This is a genomic window from Acetobacter fallax (assembly GCF_011516735.1).
Classification (GTDB): domain Bacteria; phylum Pseudomonadota; class Alphaproteobacteria; order Acetobacterales; family Acetobacteraceae; genus Acetobacter; species Acetobacter fallax.
In genome coordinates this window covers 34,016-49,375 of record NZ_WOSX01000019.1, presented here as the reverse complement: position 1 = coordinate 49,375, position 15,360 = coordinate 34,016, and the positions used below count along the sequence as shown (strand labels likewise).

The window sequence follows — 15,360 nt, the reverse complement described above, 5'->3', positions numbered from 1 at the left end:
TGTTGCCGTCAGGAGGCGCACGAATGCACGAAGCGTCTTGCCGACGGGCTCATAACCTGGCACGGATGCGGCCATGATCGCTCCCCGCTCCCTGTGCGCGGCTACGCTGCTGGCCGCGACCGCTTCCGTGTTACTCGCCGGCGCTGCTCATGCGGCCACGCAGAGCGAGTCCCCGCATCATCACCATCACCACAAGGCTGAAGGGAAGGCCGGGGCGGGCACTGCGCAGTCGAAGAAAGTCGCGGCGCATCATCACAAGTCTCCGGCCACTGAAAAAGCGGCGAAGCCGCATGGCGCAAAACACCATGTTGCTAAGAAAGACGACGCGCATGAGGAGAAACCTCATCACAAAGCGCACACTGCGAAACACGCTCATCATCCTGAGTCGACAGGCGCCGCGCCCGGTCATCCGGTAGCGGTTCCACTGCCGGAAGATGGCGCGCCGGCGGGTTCGGACAACGGACCGGACGGCTCCGCGCAGTCTGCGGTGCCAGATGCGCCAAAAGGCACCAATACCGGCCTGCCGCTTCCGCGCTTCGCCTCCTTGCGGGCTGACAAAGTGAACATGCGGGCGGGGCCTGGCGAGCGTTATCCGATTCAGTGGGTTTACCATCGTCGCGGTCTGCCGGTGCAGATTGAACGTGAGTTTGATGTCTGGCGGCTGGTTGAGGACGCCGATGGCGTTAAGGGCTGGGTGCATCAGGCTACCCTGGCGGGGGCACGCGATTTCGTTGTTCCCTCTCCCGCCGGGGTCGCGCCCGTTACGGCATCATCAGCGCCGGCTCCTGCGGCCAAAACGGCGGCGGGCGGGACGGACGCCGATCAGCAGGCGGCGCGCCATACGGAATCACAGGTCATCGGTCATATCGCCACGATCTCTGATGCTGCCGGCATTCCTGGCGCTGTGATTCTGCGCGCATCAGGTGACAATGACGCTGCCCCTGTTGCCGTGCTGGAACCCGGCACTGTGGGGACGATCAAAACCTGCGCCTCCGGAACGACCTGGTGCCGGGTCTCGGTGAGACAGTATGACGGGTGGCTGAAACGTGGTTCGATCTGGGGGCTTTCTGCTGATGAGGCCCTGCCGCCCTCCTGACGCGGAGACGGCAGGCAACGCTCCCGGCGACCATGCGTTCAGCAGAGGGTCGACCCTGCTGAGCCAGGGTTATCGTACCGGGTCACAGTGTCCGTTCTGACGGGACGCCCGGGTGTGATCTGCCTGGGTTAACGGGCTTTCACGCGTGGACGGGGCTCCATCCGGTGCCGCAGGGAGAAAGCATGTCCATGGTAGCCTCGCATTGCCGAACAAAAATCATCGCCACTCTGGGACCAGCCTCGTCTGATCTGGACACGATACGAGATCTCGCCCGCGCCGGGGCTGATGTTTTTCGCTTCAATTTTTCCCACGGCACCCATGAGGATCACGCGGCGCGTCATCGCATCGTGCGTCAGGTTGAAAAAGAGATCGGGCGGCCGATTGGTATTCTGGCCGATGTTCAGGGCCCCAAGCTGCGCGTTGGCCGCTTCGCTGACGGCAGGGTCCTGCTGGAGACGGGAAGCAGGTTCCGGCTTGATCTCGATGACGATCCTGGCGACGCGACGCGCGTCAGTCTGCCGCATCATGAAATTATTTCCGTTGCGAAACCCGGCAGCATCCTCCTGCTGGACGATGGCAAGCTGAAGCTCTGCGTGACGGCGGTCGGCAAGGATTTTCTCGATACGGATGTGATCGTGGGGGGCGTGCTCAGCAACCACAAGGGCGTTAATGTCCCGGATCTGGTTCTGCCCATTCCGGCACTGACGCAGAAGGATCGCGATGACCTTGATTTTGCTCTGAATCTTGGGGTCGATTTTGTCGCCCTGTCGTTCGTTCAGCGTGCCGAGGATGTTGTTGAGGCCCGCACGCTTACGAACGGGAGGGCCTGGATTGTGGCCAAGCTCGAAAAACCGCAGGCGATGGACAATCTGGAAGCGATTCTGGAGGTGACCGATGCTGTCATGGTGGCACGCGGCGATCTTGGCGTGGAGTTGCCGCCTGAAAACGTGCCGCTGGCACAGAAGCGGATCACCCGTCTGGCACGCACGCTGGGCAAACCTGTCATTATTGCCACGCAGATGCTGGAGAGCATGATTTCCGCACCGACACCGACCCGCGCCGAAGCTTCGGATGTGGCGACCGCCGTTTTTGACGGGGCTGATGCTGTCATGTTGTCGGCGGAATCGGCGGCCGGGAAATATCCGCGCGAGGCGGTGACGATCATGAACCGGATTGTCGAGCGCGTTGAGTCGGATTCCGGCTGGCAGGCGATGATGAAGGCGGGTCGCCCCGAACCCGAGCATTATGTCGCCGATGCCATCGCGGGCGCGGCTGAACAGATTGCCGGGACGCTCGGGGCCAGCGCGATCGTCGCTTATACCCATGCGGGGCCAACGGCTCTGCGGCTGGCGCGCGAGCGGCCATTTTCGCCCATTCTGGGCGTGACGCCGACCGAGACGACCGCACGACGACTCGCACTTGTGTGGGGCGTGCGGGCATTTGTGACGGACCCGGACAATCCGGTTTACAACACAGAATCGATGGTCACGACGGCAATCGACATCGCGACACGCAGTGGTGTCGCCAGGGAAGGCGACACGATTGTGATCGCGGCTGGCATGCCATTTGGGGTCAGTGGCTCGACAAATACTCTCCGTGTTGCCCGCATTCCCGGAGGGTGACGGGCACGCCGGCTCTGGAATGCCGCGCGCCGGGCGGCTATGAGGGGCGTTACAGGCAAAGTGCGCGGAACAGTCTTTTTGTTTCCGTGCACGAACAATTATCAGGCGCGACATGAGCACGACACGGCATTTTTTCGGGACAGATGGCATACGCGGGACGGCCAACGCTCACCCCATGACGGTCGAGGTCTCGCAGAAACTCGGACAGGCTGCCGGTCTCCATTTTATGCGCGGCAATCACCGGCACAAGGTTCTGGTTGGCAAGGACACACGCCTCTCCGGCTACATGATTGAATGTGCGCTTGTTGCCGGCTTTCTCTCCGCGGGAATGGATGTGACTCTTGTCGGCCCCATGCCGACGCCTGCGATCGCGATGCTGACCCGCTCTCTTCGGGCCGATCTCGGCGTAATGATTTCAGCGTCCCACAATCCGTTCAGCGATAACGGGATTAAACTTTTCGGCCCCGATGGCTTTAAGCTTTCCGATCAGGAAGAAGCCTCGATCGAGGGCCTGATGATGGCCGATCTGTCGGGGCGCCTCGCGGCGCCAGCCGAAATTGGCCGGGCGACGCGGCTGAATGACGCGGCCGGGCGCTATGTCGAACATGCCAAGGCGTCCTTTCCGCGCGGGTGCCGTCTCGACGGGCTGAAAATTGTCATCGACTGCGCAAATGGCGCGGCCTATCGGGTTGCGCCGACGGCGTTGTGGGAGCTTGGCGCGGAGGTCATCCGTCTCGGCTGCGAGCCCGATGGCGTTAATATCAATGAGAATTGCGGCTCGACTCACCCGGAGGCGCTTTGCCGGGCGGTGGTGGAGCATGGCGCTCATCTGGGCATTGCTCTTGATGGCGATGCGGACCGGATGCTGCTGGCTGACGAGACGGGCAAGCTCATTGATGGCGACCAGATCATCGGCCTGATTGCCCGTTCATGGGCGGCGAGCGGTCGTCTCGCGACATCGTCGATTGTGACGACGGTCATGTCCAATATGGGGCTTGAGCGCTTTCTGGCCTCACTTGACCTCACGCTGGAGCGGACCGCCGTCGGGGACCGCTATGTTGTGGAGCGCATGCGTGAAAACGGTGCCAATGTTGGTGGCGAGCAGTCCGGGCATGTGGTGTTGTCGGATTTTGCCACGACAGGAGACGGTCTGCTCGCCGCATTGCAGGTTCTTGCCGTTCTGATCGGAGATGGCCGGCCGGCAAGCGAAGTGTGCAGCGTGTTTTCGCCTTATCCGCAGACACTCCGGAATATCCGTTTTTCCGGACCGAGCCCGCTGCGGGTACCGGCCGTTTCGACCGCCCGCGCGGAAATTGAGGCGCGGCTTGGCAAGCGCGGGCGGCTGGTGTTGCGGGAGAGCGGGACTGAGCCGCTCGTGCGCGTGATGGTTGAAGCCGAAGATCCGGACACGGTTGAAAATGCTGTCGAGGACATGTGTGCGGCCATCCGTGCTGTTCACGAGCCGGCCTGATCCGTGCGCGGACGGGTGCTCAGCATTGCTGGCAGCGATTCCGGCGGAGGCGCCGGCATTCAGGCTGACATCAAAACCATTACGGTGCTGGGCGGATTCGCGACGACGGCGATCACTGCGGTAACGGCGCAGAACACGCTGGGTGTGTTCGGTGTGCTGGATATTCCGGCGGAGTTTCTGCGCAGCCAGATCCGGTGTGTTCTTGAAGACATCGGGACAGATGCCTTTAAAACCGGCATGCTTGGGCACGCGGATAATATCGCGGTGGTAGCAGAAGAAATTTCCGGCTACCGGAAAGTACCGTTTGTGCTTGATCCGGTGATGGTCGCGAAAGGCGGGGCGCTTCTTCTGAAACCGGACGCGATTGCGGCGCTGTCGGAGATATTAATTCCCGTCAGCACGCTTCTCACACCGAATCTGCCTGAAGCGGAGGCCCTGCTGGGTAGTCGGATTTCCGGTGAAGACGAGATGATCGCGGCGGCGAAAGCCTTGCATCAGAACGGTGCGCCGGCGGTCCTGCTAAAGGGGGGGCATCTGCCGGGCTCGCGCCTGACTGATGTTCTCGTTACCTGTGACAGCGTTGAGACCTTTACGGCTGAACGCATTGAGACGCGGCATACGCATGGCACCGGATGCACCTTGTCCGGCGCGATCGCGACCCTGCTGGCTCAGGGGCGGCCATTACGGGATGCTGTGATGGAGGCCCGTCTCTATCTCAGAGCTGCCATTGTGGCGGCTCCTGGATTTGGAGCGGGGGCCGGCCCGCTGAATCACACCGTGACGATGCCTTCAGACGGACCGGAACAACAGACGCTCTGACGCTCTCAGGCAGCGACCTGTGAGTGAGCGGCCCGGACAGCTTTGACCGGAGCCTCTTCCGCGACCTCATCAGCGACAGACACATCCGCACGCTGGATCTGCTCGCGCAGCATGTAACCGCGGCCCCAGACGGTCGTGATCAGGTTTCCGGCTCCGACGACCTGCAGTTTCTTACGCAGTTTGCAGATGAAAACGTCGATGATCTTCATCTCCGGTTCATCCATACCGCCATATAGATGGTTCAGGAACGCATCCTTGGTCAGGACCATCCCCTTGCGCAGCACGAGCAGTTCAAGAATTGCATATTCCTTGCCCGTCAGATGAACGGGGACGTTGCTGACCGTCACCTCGCGGCTGTCGAGGCTCAGTTCGAGCGGACCGACCCGCAATGTCGGCTCACTGAAACCTTTGGAACGACGCAGGATCGCCTGCATGCGCGCCACCAGTTCCTCGGGATCGAAGGGCTTGGTCAGATAATCGTCCGCGCCGACGGAGAATGCCTTCACCTTGGCCTGCGGGCGGGTCAGACCGGAGAGAACGACGATCGGTGTCGAAACGCGGGCCGCACGGACGCGGCGGACCACCTCGTATCCCTCCAGATCCGGAAGCATCAGCTCCAGGACAGCGAGATCGTAATCATAATGGCGGAGCATCTCGACCGCCTCTTCGCCACTGCCAACGTGATCGACAGTAAATCCGGCGCCTTTCATGATCTGGGTGATTTCATTCACCGCTGCCATATCATCTTCGACGAGCAGAACACGCATCTGAGTAACCCCCGGTTTGTTGTTGACCATTAGTTACCACCTTGGGTTGTAAGCGTCTACGAAAATATCACGTAAAGCGTGTATAAAGAATTTTTAAACTCGTTATTAAAACGGAAAATGTATGATTTTTGATCTTACGCGCGCAATAATCTTATTTATTCAGGGATTGTGATGGCTCTCGACCTTATGGAACAGCTTTCAGCAACCTGTGCGTGTATTCCCGCCGCGACCGCGACTGCACGTATTACGGGTGTATCGGGGCTTGCCGTGACGGTTTCCGGGCTCGGCGGACTCGCATCGGTTGGCGACCGCATTACGCTGATGAAACGGGATGGCACGGAGGTTCCGGCGGAAATCATCGGATTTTCCGGCACGGTTGCCCGTGCCATGACATTTGGCAGCCTTGACGGGATCGGCAGCGGCAGCGAGGTGCGGTTTCCGCTCTTTATTGGTCCTTCCGCGCCAAAACCTGGTGGTAGTCTGCGGGTTTCCGATGCATGGGTCGGGCGTATCATTGACCCGCTCGGCCGCCCGATTGATGGGAAAGGGCCGCTGCCGCAGGGCGATAGGACCCGGTCTGTCCGCTCGTCGCCCCCGGAGGCGACCCTGCGCGGTCGCCTGGGTCCGCGCATTGATCTTGGCGTGCGGGCCATGAATCTTTTCACGACCTGCCGCGAAGGCCAGAGACTCGGGCTGTTCGCCGGATCCGGCGTAGGGAAATCCACCCTGATGTCGATGCTGGCCCGGAATACGGCCTGCGATGTCGCTGTGATCTCGCTGGTGGGTGAGCGGGGACGCGAGGTCCGGGAGTTTGTCGAGGATGACCTCGGACCGGAAGGGCTTGCGCGTTCCGTTGTGGTGGTGGCGACGTCTGACTCTCCGCCGCTGATGCGACGGGAAGCGGCTTACGCGGCGCTGACCGTGGCCGAATATTTCAGTGACCAGGGCAAATCGGCGCTGCTTCTCATGGACAGTGTCACACGCTTCTGCCAGGCGCTGCGCGAAATTGGTCTTTCCATGGGCGAACCGCCTGCCACGCGGGGTTATCCGCCTTCGGTGTTCGCTGAACTTCCGCGACTGCTTGAACGGGCAGGCCCGGGTCTTGTCAGGCCGGATGGTTCGGCTGGTCAGATTTCCGCGCTTTTCTCGGTACTGGTGGAGGGTGACGACCAGAACGAGCCCATCGCCGATGCCGTAAGAGGCATTCTTGATGGTCACGTTGTGATGGACCGGCGTATCGCGGAAGGAGGACGGTATCCGGCGATTGATGTTCTCCGCTCGCTGTCACGCACCGTGCCTGGCTGTAATTCCGCCGATGAAAATGCCCTCACCCGCCGTTCCCGCGCCATTCTCGCCACGTATGCCGATATGGCCGACATGATCCGCCTCGGCGCTTATCGCGCCGGCGCTGATCCCAAAGTCGACGAGGCCATCCGGTTGCAGCCTGCCATCGAAGCGGTCCTGTCGCAGGGCAAGCATGACTGCGCCCGGCTGCCGGAAAGTTTTGCGGCACTCAGAGACGCACTCGATGAGACACCGATCCCTGAAGATCCATCAGCCACCGGATAATTTTTCGCCTGACCTTTTTCCGGCCCCGGACCCGAATTATTTCCTGACAGGACAGACATCATGCCTCGTTCCCCTCTCGACTCGCTTCTTCGTCTGAGACGTCAGGAACTCGACGAAGCGAAACGCCTGCTTTCCGAAGCGCTCGCGCAGGCCATGATGGCGGCGGAGGCGGTGAAAACCGCGGAACAGAATATGGTCAATGAGCGTGATATCGCTCTCGATCTTTCGGCGGATGACCGGACGGTGGAGACGTATTCCCGCTGGCTCCCTATCGGGCGTGCCGCGCTCGAACGGGCCAGAAAGCTTGAGCAGGATGCGGCCACCGGCGTTCAGTCTTCCCGCACCCGCGTGAACATGGCCCGTGCGGCGCTGGAAGTCGCGGAGAAGCTGGCTGAGGCCCGCGCTCAGGAAGAACAGGCGCGGCGGGACAGGCAGGAACAGAACGCGCTGGACGATCTTTCCGCCCGTCGCTTTCACAAGCAGGAATAGCTGGTCCTCATAATCATCCTGTCAAACTCGCTCGTGACAGCTAACAGGGGTAAACGTAACAACTTCTGACACAGGCCCGACCGGGACAGACCGCGCATGACCGCCATCACATTAAGGCTTCAGACCCGCGCCGATACGGAATGCCTTGCCGCCACCGTCGCACGGGCCACCCGGCCGGGAGATGCGATTCTCCTCTCGGGACCACTCGGCGCGGGAAAGAGTGTATTCGCGCGCGCGTTTCTTCGCCGGCTTTGTCTGGACCCCGCGCTGGATGTGCCCAGCCCTACCTTCACGCTCGTGCAGACCTACGACGCACCTGTTGCGCCGGTGGCTCATTTCGATCTCTGGCGCCTTGATGGTCCCGGGGCGCTGGAAGAACTGGGCTGGGATGATGCCAGGAACGGGGTGGTGCTGGTGGAATGGCCTGAGCGGCTTGAGGATATGACGCCGCCGGATGCCCTGTGTATTGCCCTCGCGACGGATGCCTTCGTCGCAGAGGATCATCATGACAGAGACGATGTGCCCCGGATCGCCACTCTGAGCGGCTGGCCGGACCGGCTTGGTGGCCTGCTGACAGACGGAGTGTCCACGATATGAGCCATGTGATCCCTCTGGCGACGATCCCCGCCCATCTTTGCTTTCTTGACGAAATTGCCGCCCGCTGGACTGCCGGTGTGGAAGACGATCCGGAGCGGACGGGTGATGGCACACTTGTACTGCCTGGCCGGCGTGCCGCGCGGGCACTGACTGAGGCTTTTCTTCGTCATGCCGATGGTCGCGCCATTCTGTTGCCACGCATTGTTCCCATCGGGGGCCTCGATGAGGCGGAAACGGCACTCGCCAGCCCTGAAAGCCTGTTGCTGCCCCCTGCTGTTCCGCCGATGCGGCGTCTGGCCGTGCTGACATGCCTGGTGTTGCAGGCCGGGGAAGCTTTTGGCACGCGCCCCATGCTCGATCAGGCCTGGCCGCTGGCGCGGGCGCTGGCGGATCTGATGGATGAAGCGGAGTGGGCGGGTGTTGATCTCAGGACGGTGCTGCCGGATGCCGTGGATGAGGGGTTCGCGGCGCACTGGCAGGTGACGCTGCGATTCCTGGGCATTGTTACCGCCGTGTGGCCGGACTGGCTGCGCGAACAGGGACTGATGAACCCTGTCGCGCGCCAGGTCGCGCTGCTGAAAGCGCAGGGCGATTACTGGGCGCAAAACGCGACGGATGCCACCAGCCGTCTCTGGGCGGTGGGTTTCACGGACGCTTTGCCGGCAACAGTGGAGGCGCTTCGCGGCATTCTCAGACACCCGAACGGACTCCTTGTTCTTCCCGGTCTCGATCTTTCAATGGATGAGGACACCTTCGCCGGATTGCCGGATGGCCACCCGCAGGCCGGGCTCTCCCGGTTGCTGGCCAGCCTTGACGCGCGGCGGGACGACGTGGCGCTGTGGCCCTCGGTTCTGCCGGGCGCGGGCGCCACGCGCGCGGCGCTGGCGGACCGCGCCAGGATGATAGCCCGCACTCTTTTGCCGGCGAGCGCGCTCGGTGACTGGGCGCAGGATCAGGACCGTGTGAACTGTGCCGGTCTGACGCGTCTGACGGCCACAGATCAGCAGGAGGAAGCGGCAGCCATTGCGCTCGCGCTCCGTGCCGCGATCGGACAGGAGGGCGTGCGTGTCGCGCTGGTGACGCCTGATCGCGGACTGGCTGGTCGGGTTTCAGCCGAACTTGCCCGGTGGGATATTCTTGCTGACGACAGTGCCGGTGAGCTTCTGATTGCGACGCCTCCGGCTGTTCTGGTGCGTCTTCTTGCTCAGGCGATCGATCAGGCGCTCGCACCGGTCGCGCTGCTGGCGTTGCTGAAACATCCTCTGGTGGCGTGCGGCACGACTCCCGGCGCCTGTCGTGCTTCCGCCCGGCTTCTGGAACGTCTGCTGCTGCGCGGGCCGGCTCCGGCGCCCGGTTTTGACGGTCTGCGTGCGCGGGTCGCGGACATGCGGGCTGACAGTGCCGGGCTGCGTCCTGGCGCTTCGGCGGATCGCCCGGATGAACCGCAGCCGGTCGATATTTTTCTCGATCGTCTTGAAGGCTGCCTGGCTCCGGCTCTGGCCGCGGCGCGCGATGCGCGACCGTTGCCAGATCTGCTGACCGCTCTGCTGACGGCCGCGGAGGCTCTGACCGCCACCGATGACATGTCGGGCGCTGATCGTCTCTGGCGTGGAGAGGACGGCAATGCACTGGCGCATCAGCTTTCCGACCTGCTGGCCTCGGGCGATGTGCTGCCTGCGCAGCCATGGACGGTGCTGGATGGCCTGCTCTGCGCCGTGCTGACCGAGGAACGTATTCAGACCCGTCATGCACTGCGCGGACGTGGCGAGACGATGCTCACGCTGCATCCGCGCGTGTTTATCTGGGGGCTCACGGAAGCGCGGCTGCAAACGGTTGATCTGATGATTCTCGGGGGGCTTGTCGAAAGTGTCTGGCCGCCTGCGACCGATCCGGGGCCGTGGCTGAGTCGCCCGATGCGTGCCCGCGTCGGGTTGCCCTCTCCGGAGCTGGCAATCGGGCAGGCTGCACATGATTTCGCGTCCTGCATTGCGGCGGCAGGCGAGGTTGTTCTGTCGGCTCCGGGGCGGCTTGAGGGGGCGCCGGCTGTTCCGGCGCGCTGGCTTGTCCGGCTTGATGCGTTCCTTGCCGGGCGCGACCAGAGCCTGCCGGAGCATCCGGCGCTTTCCTGGCTGAAACAGCTTGATCGCCCGGATGGCGCGCCCGTTGCCGCGACGCCGCCCTCACCGCGCCCGCCGGTCGCCAGACGCCCGCGCAGGCTGAGTGTCACGGAAATCGAGACGTGGATGCGTGATCCTTATGCGATCTATGCCCGTCATGTTCTGAAGCTGAAACCGCTTGATCCTCTCGAACAGTCGGTTGACGCGTCGGATTATGGCAGCCTTGTCCACGGGGCGCTCGATGTCTGGTTTCGCGAGCACGGCACGAACTGGCCGGCGAATGCCGCGAGCCGGTTGCGGGACGTGTTTCTGGCCAGTCTTGAGGATGCCGGCCTGCGCCCTGCCCTCGCCGCCTGGTGGCGTCCCCGTCTGATCCGTATTGCGGGCTGGGTCGCTGAGGCTGAGGCGGTGCGCCGCCGGGAGGCTGTGCCACGGACCATCATGACGGAAGCGAAGGGTCGGGCGACGATAACCGATATGCCGGGCGGTCCGTTTTCCCTGACCGGCCGTGCTGACCGCATTGATATCTTTGACGATGGCAGCACATCCATTCTCGATTACAAAACGGGAAGCGTGCCGTCGAACACCGCCGTCGTGGCGGGCTGGAACCCGCAGCTTCCGCTTGAAGCGGCCATGCTCGCGGCGGGCGGGTTTGCCGGGGTGACGGCCGGGCCGGACGGCGCGGCGCCGCTCACGGTTACGGAACTGCTTTACTGGCGTCTTACCGGCGGGGCCGAACCCGGCGAGCAGGCAGCAGTGACAGTGAAAGACGGCACCATCGCGGAACTCGCCACGGAGGCCTGGGAGAATCTTCGGGCGCGGGTCACGGCTTATGATCAGCCGGATCAGCCTTATCTCTCGCACCCTCATCCGGGGAATGAGCCCCGCTTTGCGGATTATGCCCAGCTTGCGCGTGTTGCCGAGTGGAGCACGGCGCGAGAGGACGGAGCCGAATGATGAACGCCATCGACCTGGCATGCGCCCAGCAGAACATCGCCTCCGACCCGAATGCGTCCGTTTTTGTGTCAGCCTCCGCCGGCAGCGGCAAAACCAAGCTGCTCATCGACCGGCTGCTGCGTCTGATGCTGCCCCGTCCGAACCCTCACGATCCTGCCGCTCCCCTTATTCCGGGCACTGATCCCGCGCGTATTCTGTGTCTGACCTTCACGAAAGCGGCGGCGGCGGAGATGGCGATCCGTCTGCAACGGACGCTTGGCCGATGGGTCACGCTGCCGGATGCGGAACTGGATCATGCCCTGCGCGATCTGCATGTTCCGACATCCGCGCGCGTGCCGGCACGCGCGCTGTTCGCCCGTGTGCTTGATCTGCCGGGCGGTATGCGGATTGGCACGATTCACGCTTTCTGTCAGTCGCTGCTGCGGCGTTTCCCTCTGGAAGCCGCTATCAATCCGCATTTCACGTTGCTGGAAGATACGGATGCGTCGCTTGCGTTGCAGGATGCGACGGAAACCGAGCTGGGCCGCCTGCCATCGGGCCAGATCGCGCCACTGGCCGCACAAATTACGCTGACTGATTTTACCGGGCTTCTTGCCGAACTTCGCAGTGGCGGAAAGGCACATAACGTTCTGGATCTTGCCCGTTCCGATCCGGAAAGTCTGCGTGCAAGGCTACTGCGCGGCCTTGGAGTGGCGAAGGCTGAAACGACTGATCCGGTGCGGGACGCGTGCGCGAATATTCCGGATGAAAAACAGCTTCGGGATGCGCTGCGGCAGGTTGCCGGGGGCGCTTCGGAGAGTGTGAAGCGCATGGCCGTTGCGATGCTCGACTGGCTTGCGCAGCAGGATGATGCCCGTGCGGAGAACTGGGCGACATGGTGCGGGCTTTTTCTCACGACAAAGGGAGAGCCACGGAAAAAAGCTGGTCTGAACAAGAAATTTTCAGATGGACATGAGGATGTTGTCGCAACGCTGGAGAATGAGGCGGCCCGTATTCTTGCCGTTGAGGAAACCCGGCGCGCCCTGGCGCTTGCGACGCTGACGCTGGCGCTGCTGCGGACTGCCGCGCCTGTTCTGGACACCTATGCGACGGGGAAAGGTCTGCGCGGTCAGGTCGAGTATGACGATCTGATCATCCGCACGCTTGGTCTTCTGCGCGATCCGGGTGCGGCATGGGTTCTCTACAAGCTTGATGGCGGCATCGATCATTTGCTGCTCGATGAAGTTCAGGACACATCCCGTGCGCAATGGCGCATTGCCGGCGGTCTGACGGAAGAGTTTTTCACTGGCGAAGGCGCTCATGAGCGGGCTCAGGGGCCGCGCACTGTCTTTGCCGTGGGTGACTACAAACAGTCCATCTACGGGTTTCAGGGCGCTGATCCCGATGCTTTTCATGAGTGGCGGCGGCGCTTCGAGCGGCGCGTGCGGGATGCGGGCGAAGTGTGGGAAGAGCCTTCGCTCACCGTGTCTTTTCGCTCCACGGCCCCTGTGCTTTCTCTTGTCGATGCTGTGTTCGGCAATCCGCTGGCCGCACGCGGCGTCAGCGAACCTGGTCAGCCGATGCCGCGTCATGAAAGTGCACGGCCCGGTCAGGGTGGATGCGCTGAACTCTGGCCGCTTGTCCCGAAGGACGACGGAAAGGAAGACGATGCGGAGACACCGGCTTCGGCTGGTCCGTGGGCGGCGCCGACTGAAAATGCAGGGCAGGTTTCACCTCAGCAGCGCCTGGCGGACACGCTTGCCCGCCGGATTGCCGCTGAACTGCTCAAACCTGCCGGGCCGGGTGAGCGGCCTCTGACACCGGGTGACGTGCTGGTTCTGGTTCCACGCCGCTCCGCTTTTGTTCGCGCGCTGATCCGGGCGCTGAAATCTGTTGATGTGCCAGTCGCCACGCTTGTTCGCACCGGACTTGCCGACCAGACTGTCGTGCAGGATCTTATGGCGCTGTGTGATGCTCTGCTGCTTCCGCAGGATGATCTCACGCTCGCCTGCGTGCTGACCTCGCCGCTCGGTGGTCTCACGGATGACAGTCTGATGGCGCTTGCACTCGACCGCCAGCCCCGGGATGACCCGGAAGGCCGCCCGGAGCCACTCTGGACAGTTCTGCGCGAGCGTCATGCCGGGCGTCCGGACTGGTCGGCGGCATGGACGTTCCTTTCGGCGCTGTTTCGCCGGGTGGATTATGCCTCGCCTTACAGGCTGTTATCTGAAGCGCTTGGCACGCATGGTGGCCGCGCCCGGATTCTTGCCCGGCTTGGCCCAGAGGCAGCAGAGCCGATTGATGATCTCCTGTCCGCCGCTCTTCGTTTTGAGGAAGCCCATGCAACATCTTTGCAGGGTTTCCTTCACTGGTTACGACACTCGAATGAGACGGTGAAACGTGAACCGGACGCCTCCGGCAACGCTGTGCGTGTGATGACGGCCCATGGCGCGAAGGGCTTGCAGGCGCGGCTGGTCATTCTGCCTGACACTGTTGGCATGCCCCGTTCGGACTCCCGTCTTCTCTGGCTACCGAAAGAGAAAGGCGAGCCGGCCTTGCCGCTGTTTGTGCCGCGGAGTGATGCATCGACGGACACGACGCGTGTGCTGCGCGAGAAACTCCGCGTTCGGGCGGCTGAGGAATATAACCGTCTGCTTTATGTCGCTCTGACCCGTGCGAGTGACAGGCTTATTATTTGCGGGTGGGAGCCGCGAAAGCTCAGCGAGGAAAGCTGGTATGCCCGCTGCGTGGATGGTTTTTCTGCCGCTGGTGCGGTTTCAGAGTCCTTTGATCAGGACTGGGCGGGCGAGCGCCTTGTGATTGAGGAACGAAGCAGCGCTCCTCCGAAAGCCAGCGCGGAAATAGTCCTTCCGTCTCCGCCGCCTCTGCCTGTCTGGATGGGTCAGGCGCCTGACTGGACGCCGGCGCCACTGCCTGCCGAGCCTGCGCTGGCGCGGCCACTCTCGCCCAGCCGGCCCGATGAGGCGATGCTGGGTGAGCGGCCCGCCACCCGCTCACCACTGGATCTGGCGGCGCTCACGCCCAATGCTGCTCGTGAAGCGGCTTTCCGGCGTGGCACGCTGGTTCATGCTCTGCTCCAGTTCCTGCCTGACAGACCACCGGCAGACCGCACGGACATCGCGTATCACTGGCTGCTGCGGCCGGGAAACGGTCTCGATGAACAGGAATCGGCCCGTCTGGTCGCGCGGGTGATTGCGGTGATGGAAAACCCGGTTCTGGCGCCGTTATTCGCTGCGGGCAGCCGGGCTGAGCAACGCCTCGCCGGGATTGTGGGCGATAGCGTCATCGTGGGCCAGGTTGACCGCATGCAGGTTCTGAAAGACCGTGTTCTGATCTGTGATTTTAAGACAAACCGTCGCCCACCCGCCTCAGTTGACCGTATCCCGGTTCTCTATCTGCGCCAGATGGCGGCTTACCGTGCATTGCTCAGCAGTCTGTATCCGGGGCGTTCAGTGGAATGCAGCCTCGTCTGGACTGAAACACCGGTGGTCATGGTCATTCCGGGCGCGGTTCTGGATGAGCATGAGATCGGCTGAGATCTGATATGTCTGAAATACCGGTTCAGGACATATTTGGAAATCCGGGAGACACCGAAAGACAGAAAAAATCATGTAATGGATGAGACATGTTCTGAGGGCTGGCCGGGCATGTTTGACGTCTTTATCGATCTGTTTGCGATTATCGGGCTTTTTGGACTGGTTATGACTGTTGTGGACCGCAAGACGGAAGAGTGAGGCGTTCTGAGATCTGGCCCTGACCGGGGCCGTGTTTCAGGGGCCTTGCAGACGTCTGATAGTACTTATTGCAGGTGATAGCGGCTTCGGGTTTTTGGCTGATGTCTTATGCTGACAGTGTC

Annotated in this window: 10 protein-coding genes; 9 read left to right on the top strand and 1 reads right to left on the bottom strand. The window is 62.4% G+C overall.

The window, feature by feature from the left end:
* The first annotated feature begins 73 nt into the window (after nucleotides 1–73).
* The 4 genes from GOB85_RS10700 to thiD all read left to right on the top strand — a co-directional run bounded on the left by GOB85_RS10700 (nucleotide 74) and on the right by thiD (nucleotide 5,008).
* Entirely contained in the window at nucleotides 74–1,096 is a 1,023-nt protein-coding gene (locus tag GOB85_RS10700; RefSeq protein WP_173577478.1) for an SH3 domain-containing protein, read from the top strand.
* A 188-nt stretch (nucleotides 1,097–1,284) separates the two neighbouring features.
* On the top strand, nucleotides 1,285–2,718 hold the full coding sequence (gene pyk / locus GOB85_RS10695; protein WP_173577500.1) for a pyruvate kinase: 1,434 nt from the start codon (nucleotides 1,285–1,287) through the stop codon (nucleotides 2,716–2,718).
* Nucleotides 2,719–2,830: 112 nt separating this feature from the next.
* Nucleotides 2,831–4,189, top strand: a complete 1,359-nt coding sequence (gene glmM, locus GOB85_RS10690; RefSeq protein WP_173577477.1) for a phosphoglucosamine mutase — start codon at nucleotides 2,831–2,833, stop codon at nucleotides 4,187–4,189.
* A 3-nt stretch (nucleotides 4,190–4,192) separates the two neighbouring features.
* Nucleotides 4,193–5,008: a bifunctional hydroxymethylpyrimidine kinase/phosphomethylpyrimidine kinase gene (gene thiD / locus GOB85_RS10685; protein WP_173577476.1), complete on the top strand. Its 816-nt coding sequence runs from the start codon at nucleotides 4,193–4,195 to the stop codon at nucleotides 5,006–5,008.
* A gap of 5 nt (nucleotides 5,009–5,013) precedes the next feature.
* Here the strand turns inward: thiD and ctrA are convergent, their stop codons facing one another.
* Complete coding sequence (gene ctrA, locus GOB85_RS10680) at nucleotides 5,014–5,775, bottom strand: response regulator transcription factor CtrA (RefSeq protein WP_242011448.1); 762 nt, start codon at nucleotides 5,773–5,775, stop codon at nucleotides 5,014–5,016.
* 171 nt (nucleotides 5,776–5,946) lie between these two features.
* Between ctrA and fliI the strand changes: the two genes are divergently transcribed.
* The 5 genes from fliI to addA all read left to right on the top strand — a co-directional run bounded on the left by fliI (nucleotide 5,947) and on the right by addA (nucleotide 15,040).
* Nucleotides 5,947–7,344 (top strand): flagellar protein export ATPase FliI, encoded by a 1,398-nt coding sequence (gene fliI, locus GOB85_RS10675; RefSeq protein WP_173577475.1) that lies wholly within the window; start codon nucleotides 5,947–5,949, stop codon nucleotides 7,342–7,344.
* A 60-nt stretch (nucleotides 7,345–7,404) separates the two neighbouring features.
* The gene (locus GOB85_RS10670; RefSeq protein WP_173577474.1) at nucleotides 7,405–7,833 is read left to right on the top strand and encodes a flagellar FliJ family protein; all 429 of its coding nucleotides are present in this window, start codon (nucleotides 7,405–7,407) and stop codon (nucleotides 7,831–7,833) included.
* Nucleotides 7,834–7,929: 96 nt separating this feature from the next.
* Nucleotides 7,930–8,430 carry a tRNA (adenosine(37)-N6)-threonylcarbamoyltransferase complex ATPase subunit type 1 TsaE gene (gene tsaE, locus GOB85_RS10665; RefSeq protein ID WP_173577473.1) on the top strand — a complete coding sequence of 167 codons (501 nt, stop codon included), beginning with the start codon at nucleotides 7,930–7,932 and terminating at the stop codon, nucleotides 8,428–8,430.
* Nucleotides 8,427–11,504, top strand: a complete 3,078-nt coding sequence (gene addB / locus GOB85_RS10660) for a double-strand break repair protein AddB (protein WP_194298752.1) — start codon at nucleotides 8,427–8,429, stop codon at nucleotides 11,502–11,504. The genes tsaE and addB overlap by 4 nt, the downstream gene beginning before the upstream one ends.
* The gene (gene addA / locus GOB85_RS10655) at nucleotides 11,501–15,040 is read left to right on the top strand and encodes a double-strand break repair helicase AddA (protein WP_173577472.1); all 3,540 of its coding nucleotides are present in this window, start codon (nucleotides 11,501–11,503) and stop codon (nucleotides 15,038–15,040) included. The genes addB and addA overlap by 4 nt, the downstream gene beginning before the upstream one ends.
* The last annotated feature ends 320 nt before the right edge of the window (nucleotides 15,041–15,360 follow it).

What these genes read in the sequence shown, in the direction of transcription:
- GOB85_RS10700 (WP_173577478.1), top strand. Translation starts at nt 74, where the DNA reads ATGATCGCTCCCCGCTCCCTGTGCGCGGCTACGCTGCTGGCCGCGACC.
- pyk (WP_173577500.1), top strand. Translation starts at nt 1,285, where the DNA reads ATGGTAGCCTCGCATTGCCGAACAAAAATCATCGCCACTCTGGGACCA.
- glmM (WP_173577477.1), top strand. Translation starts at nt 2,831, where the DNA reads ATGAGCACGACACGGCATTTTTTCGGGACAGATGGCATACGCGGGACG.
- ctrA (WP_242011448.1), bottom strand. Translation starts at nt 5,775, where the DNA reads ATGCGTGTTCTGCTCGTCGAAGATGATATGGCAGCGGTGAATGAAATC.
- fliI (WP_173577475.1), top strand. Translation starts at nt 5,947, where the DNA reads ATGGCTCTCGACCTTATGGAACAGCTTTCAGCAACCTGTGCGTGTATT.
- GOB85_RS10670 (WP_173577474.1), top strand. Translation starts at nt 7,405, where the DNA reads ATGCCTCGTTCCCCTCTCGACTCGCTTCTTCGTCTGAGACGTCAGGAA.
- tsaE (WP_173577473.1), top strand. Translation starts at nt 7,930, where the DNA reads ATGACCGCCATCACATTAAGGCTTCAGACCCGCGCCGATACGGAATGC.
- addB (WP_194298752.1), top strand. Translation starts at nt 8,427, where the DNA reads ATGAGCCATGTGATCCCTCTGGCGACGATCCCCGCCCATCTTTGCTTT.
- addA (WP_173577472.1), top strand. Translation starts at nt 11,501, where the DNA reads ATGATGAACGCCATCGACCTGGCATGCGCCCAGCAGAACATCGCCTCC.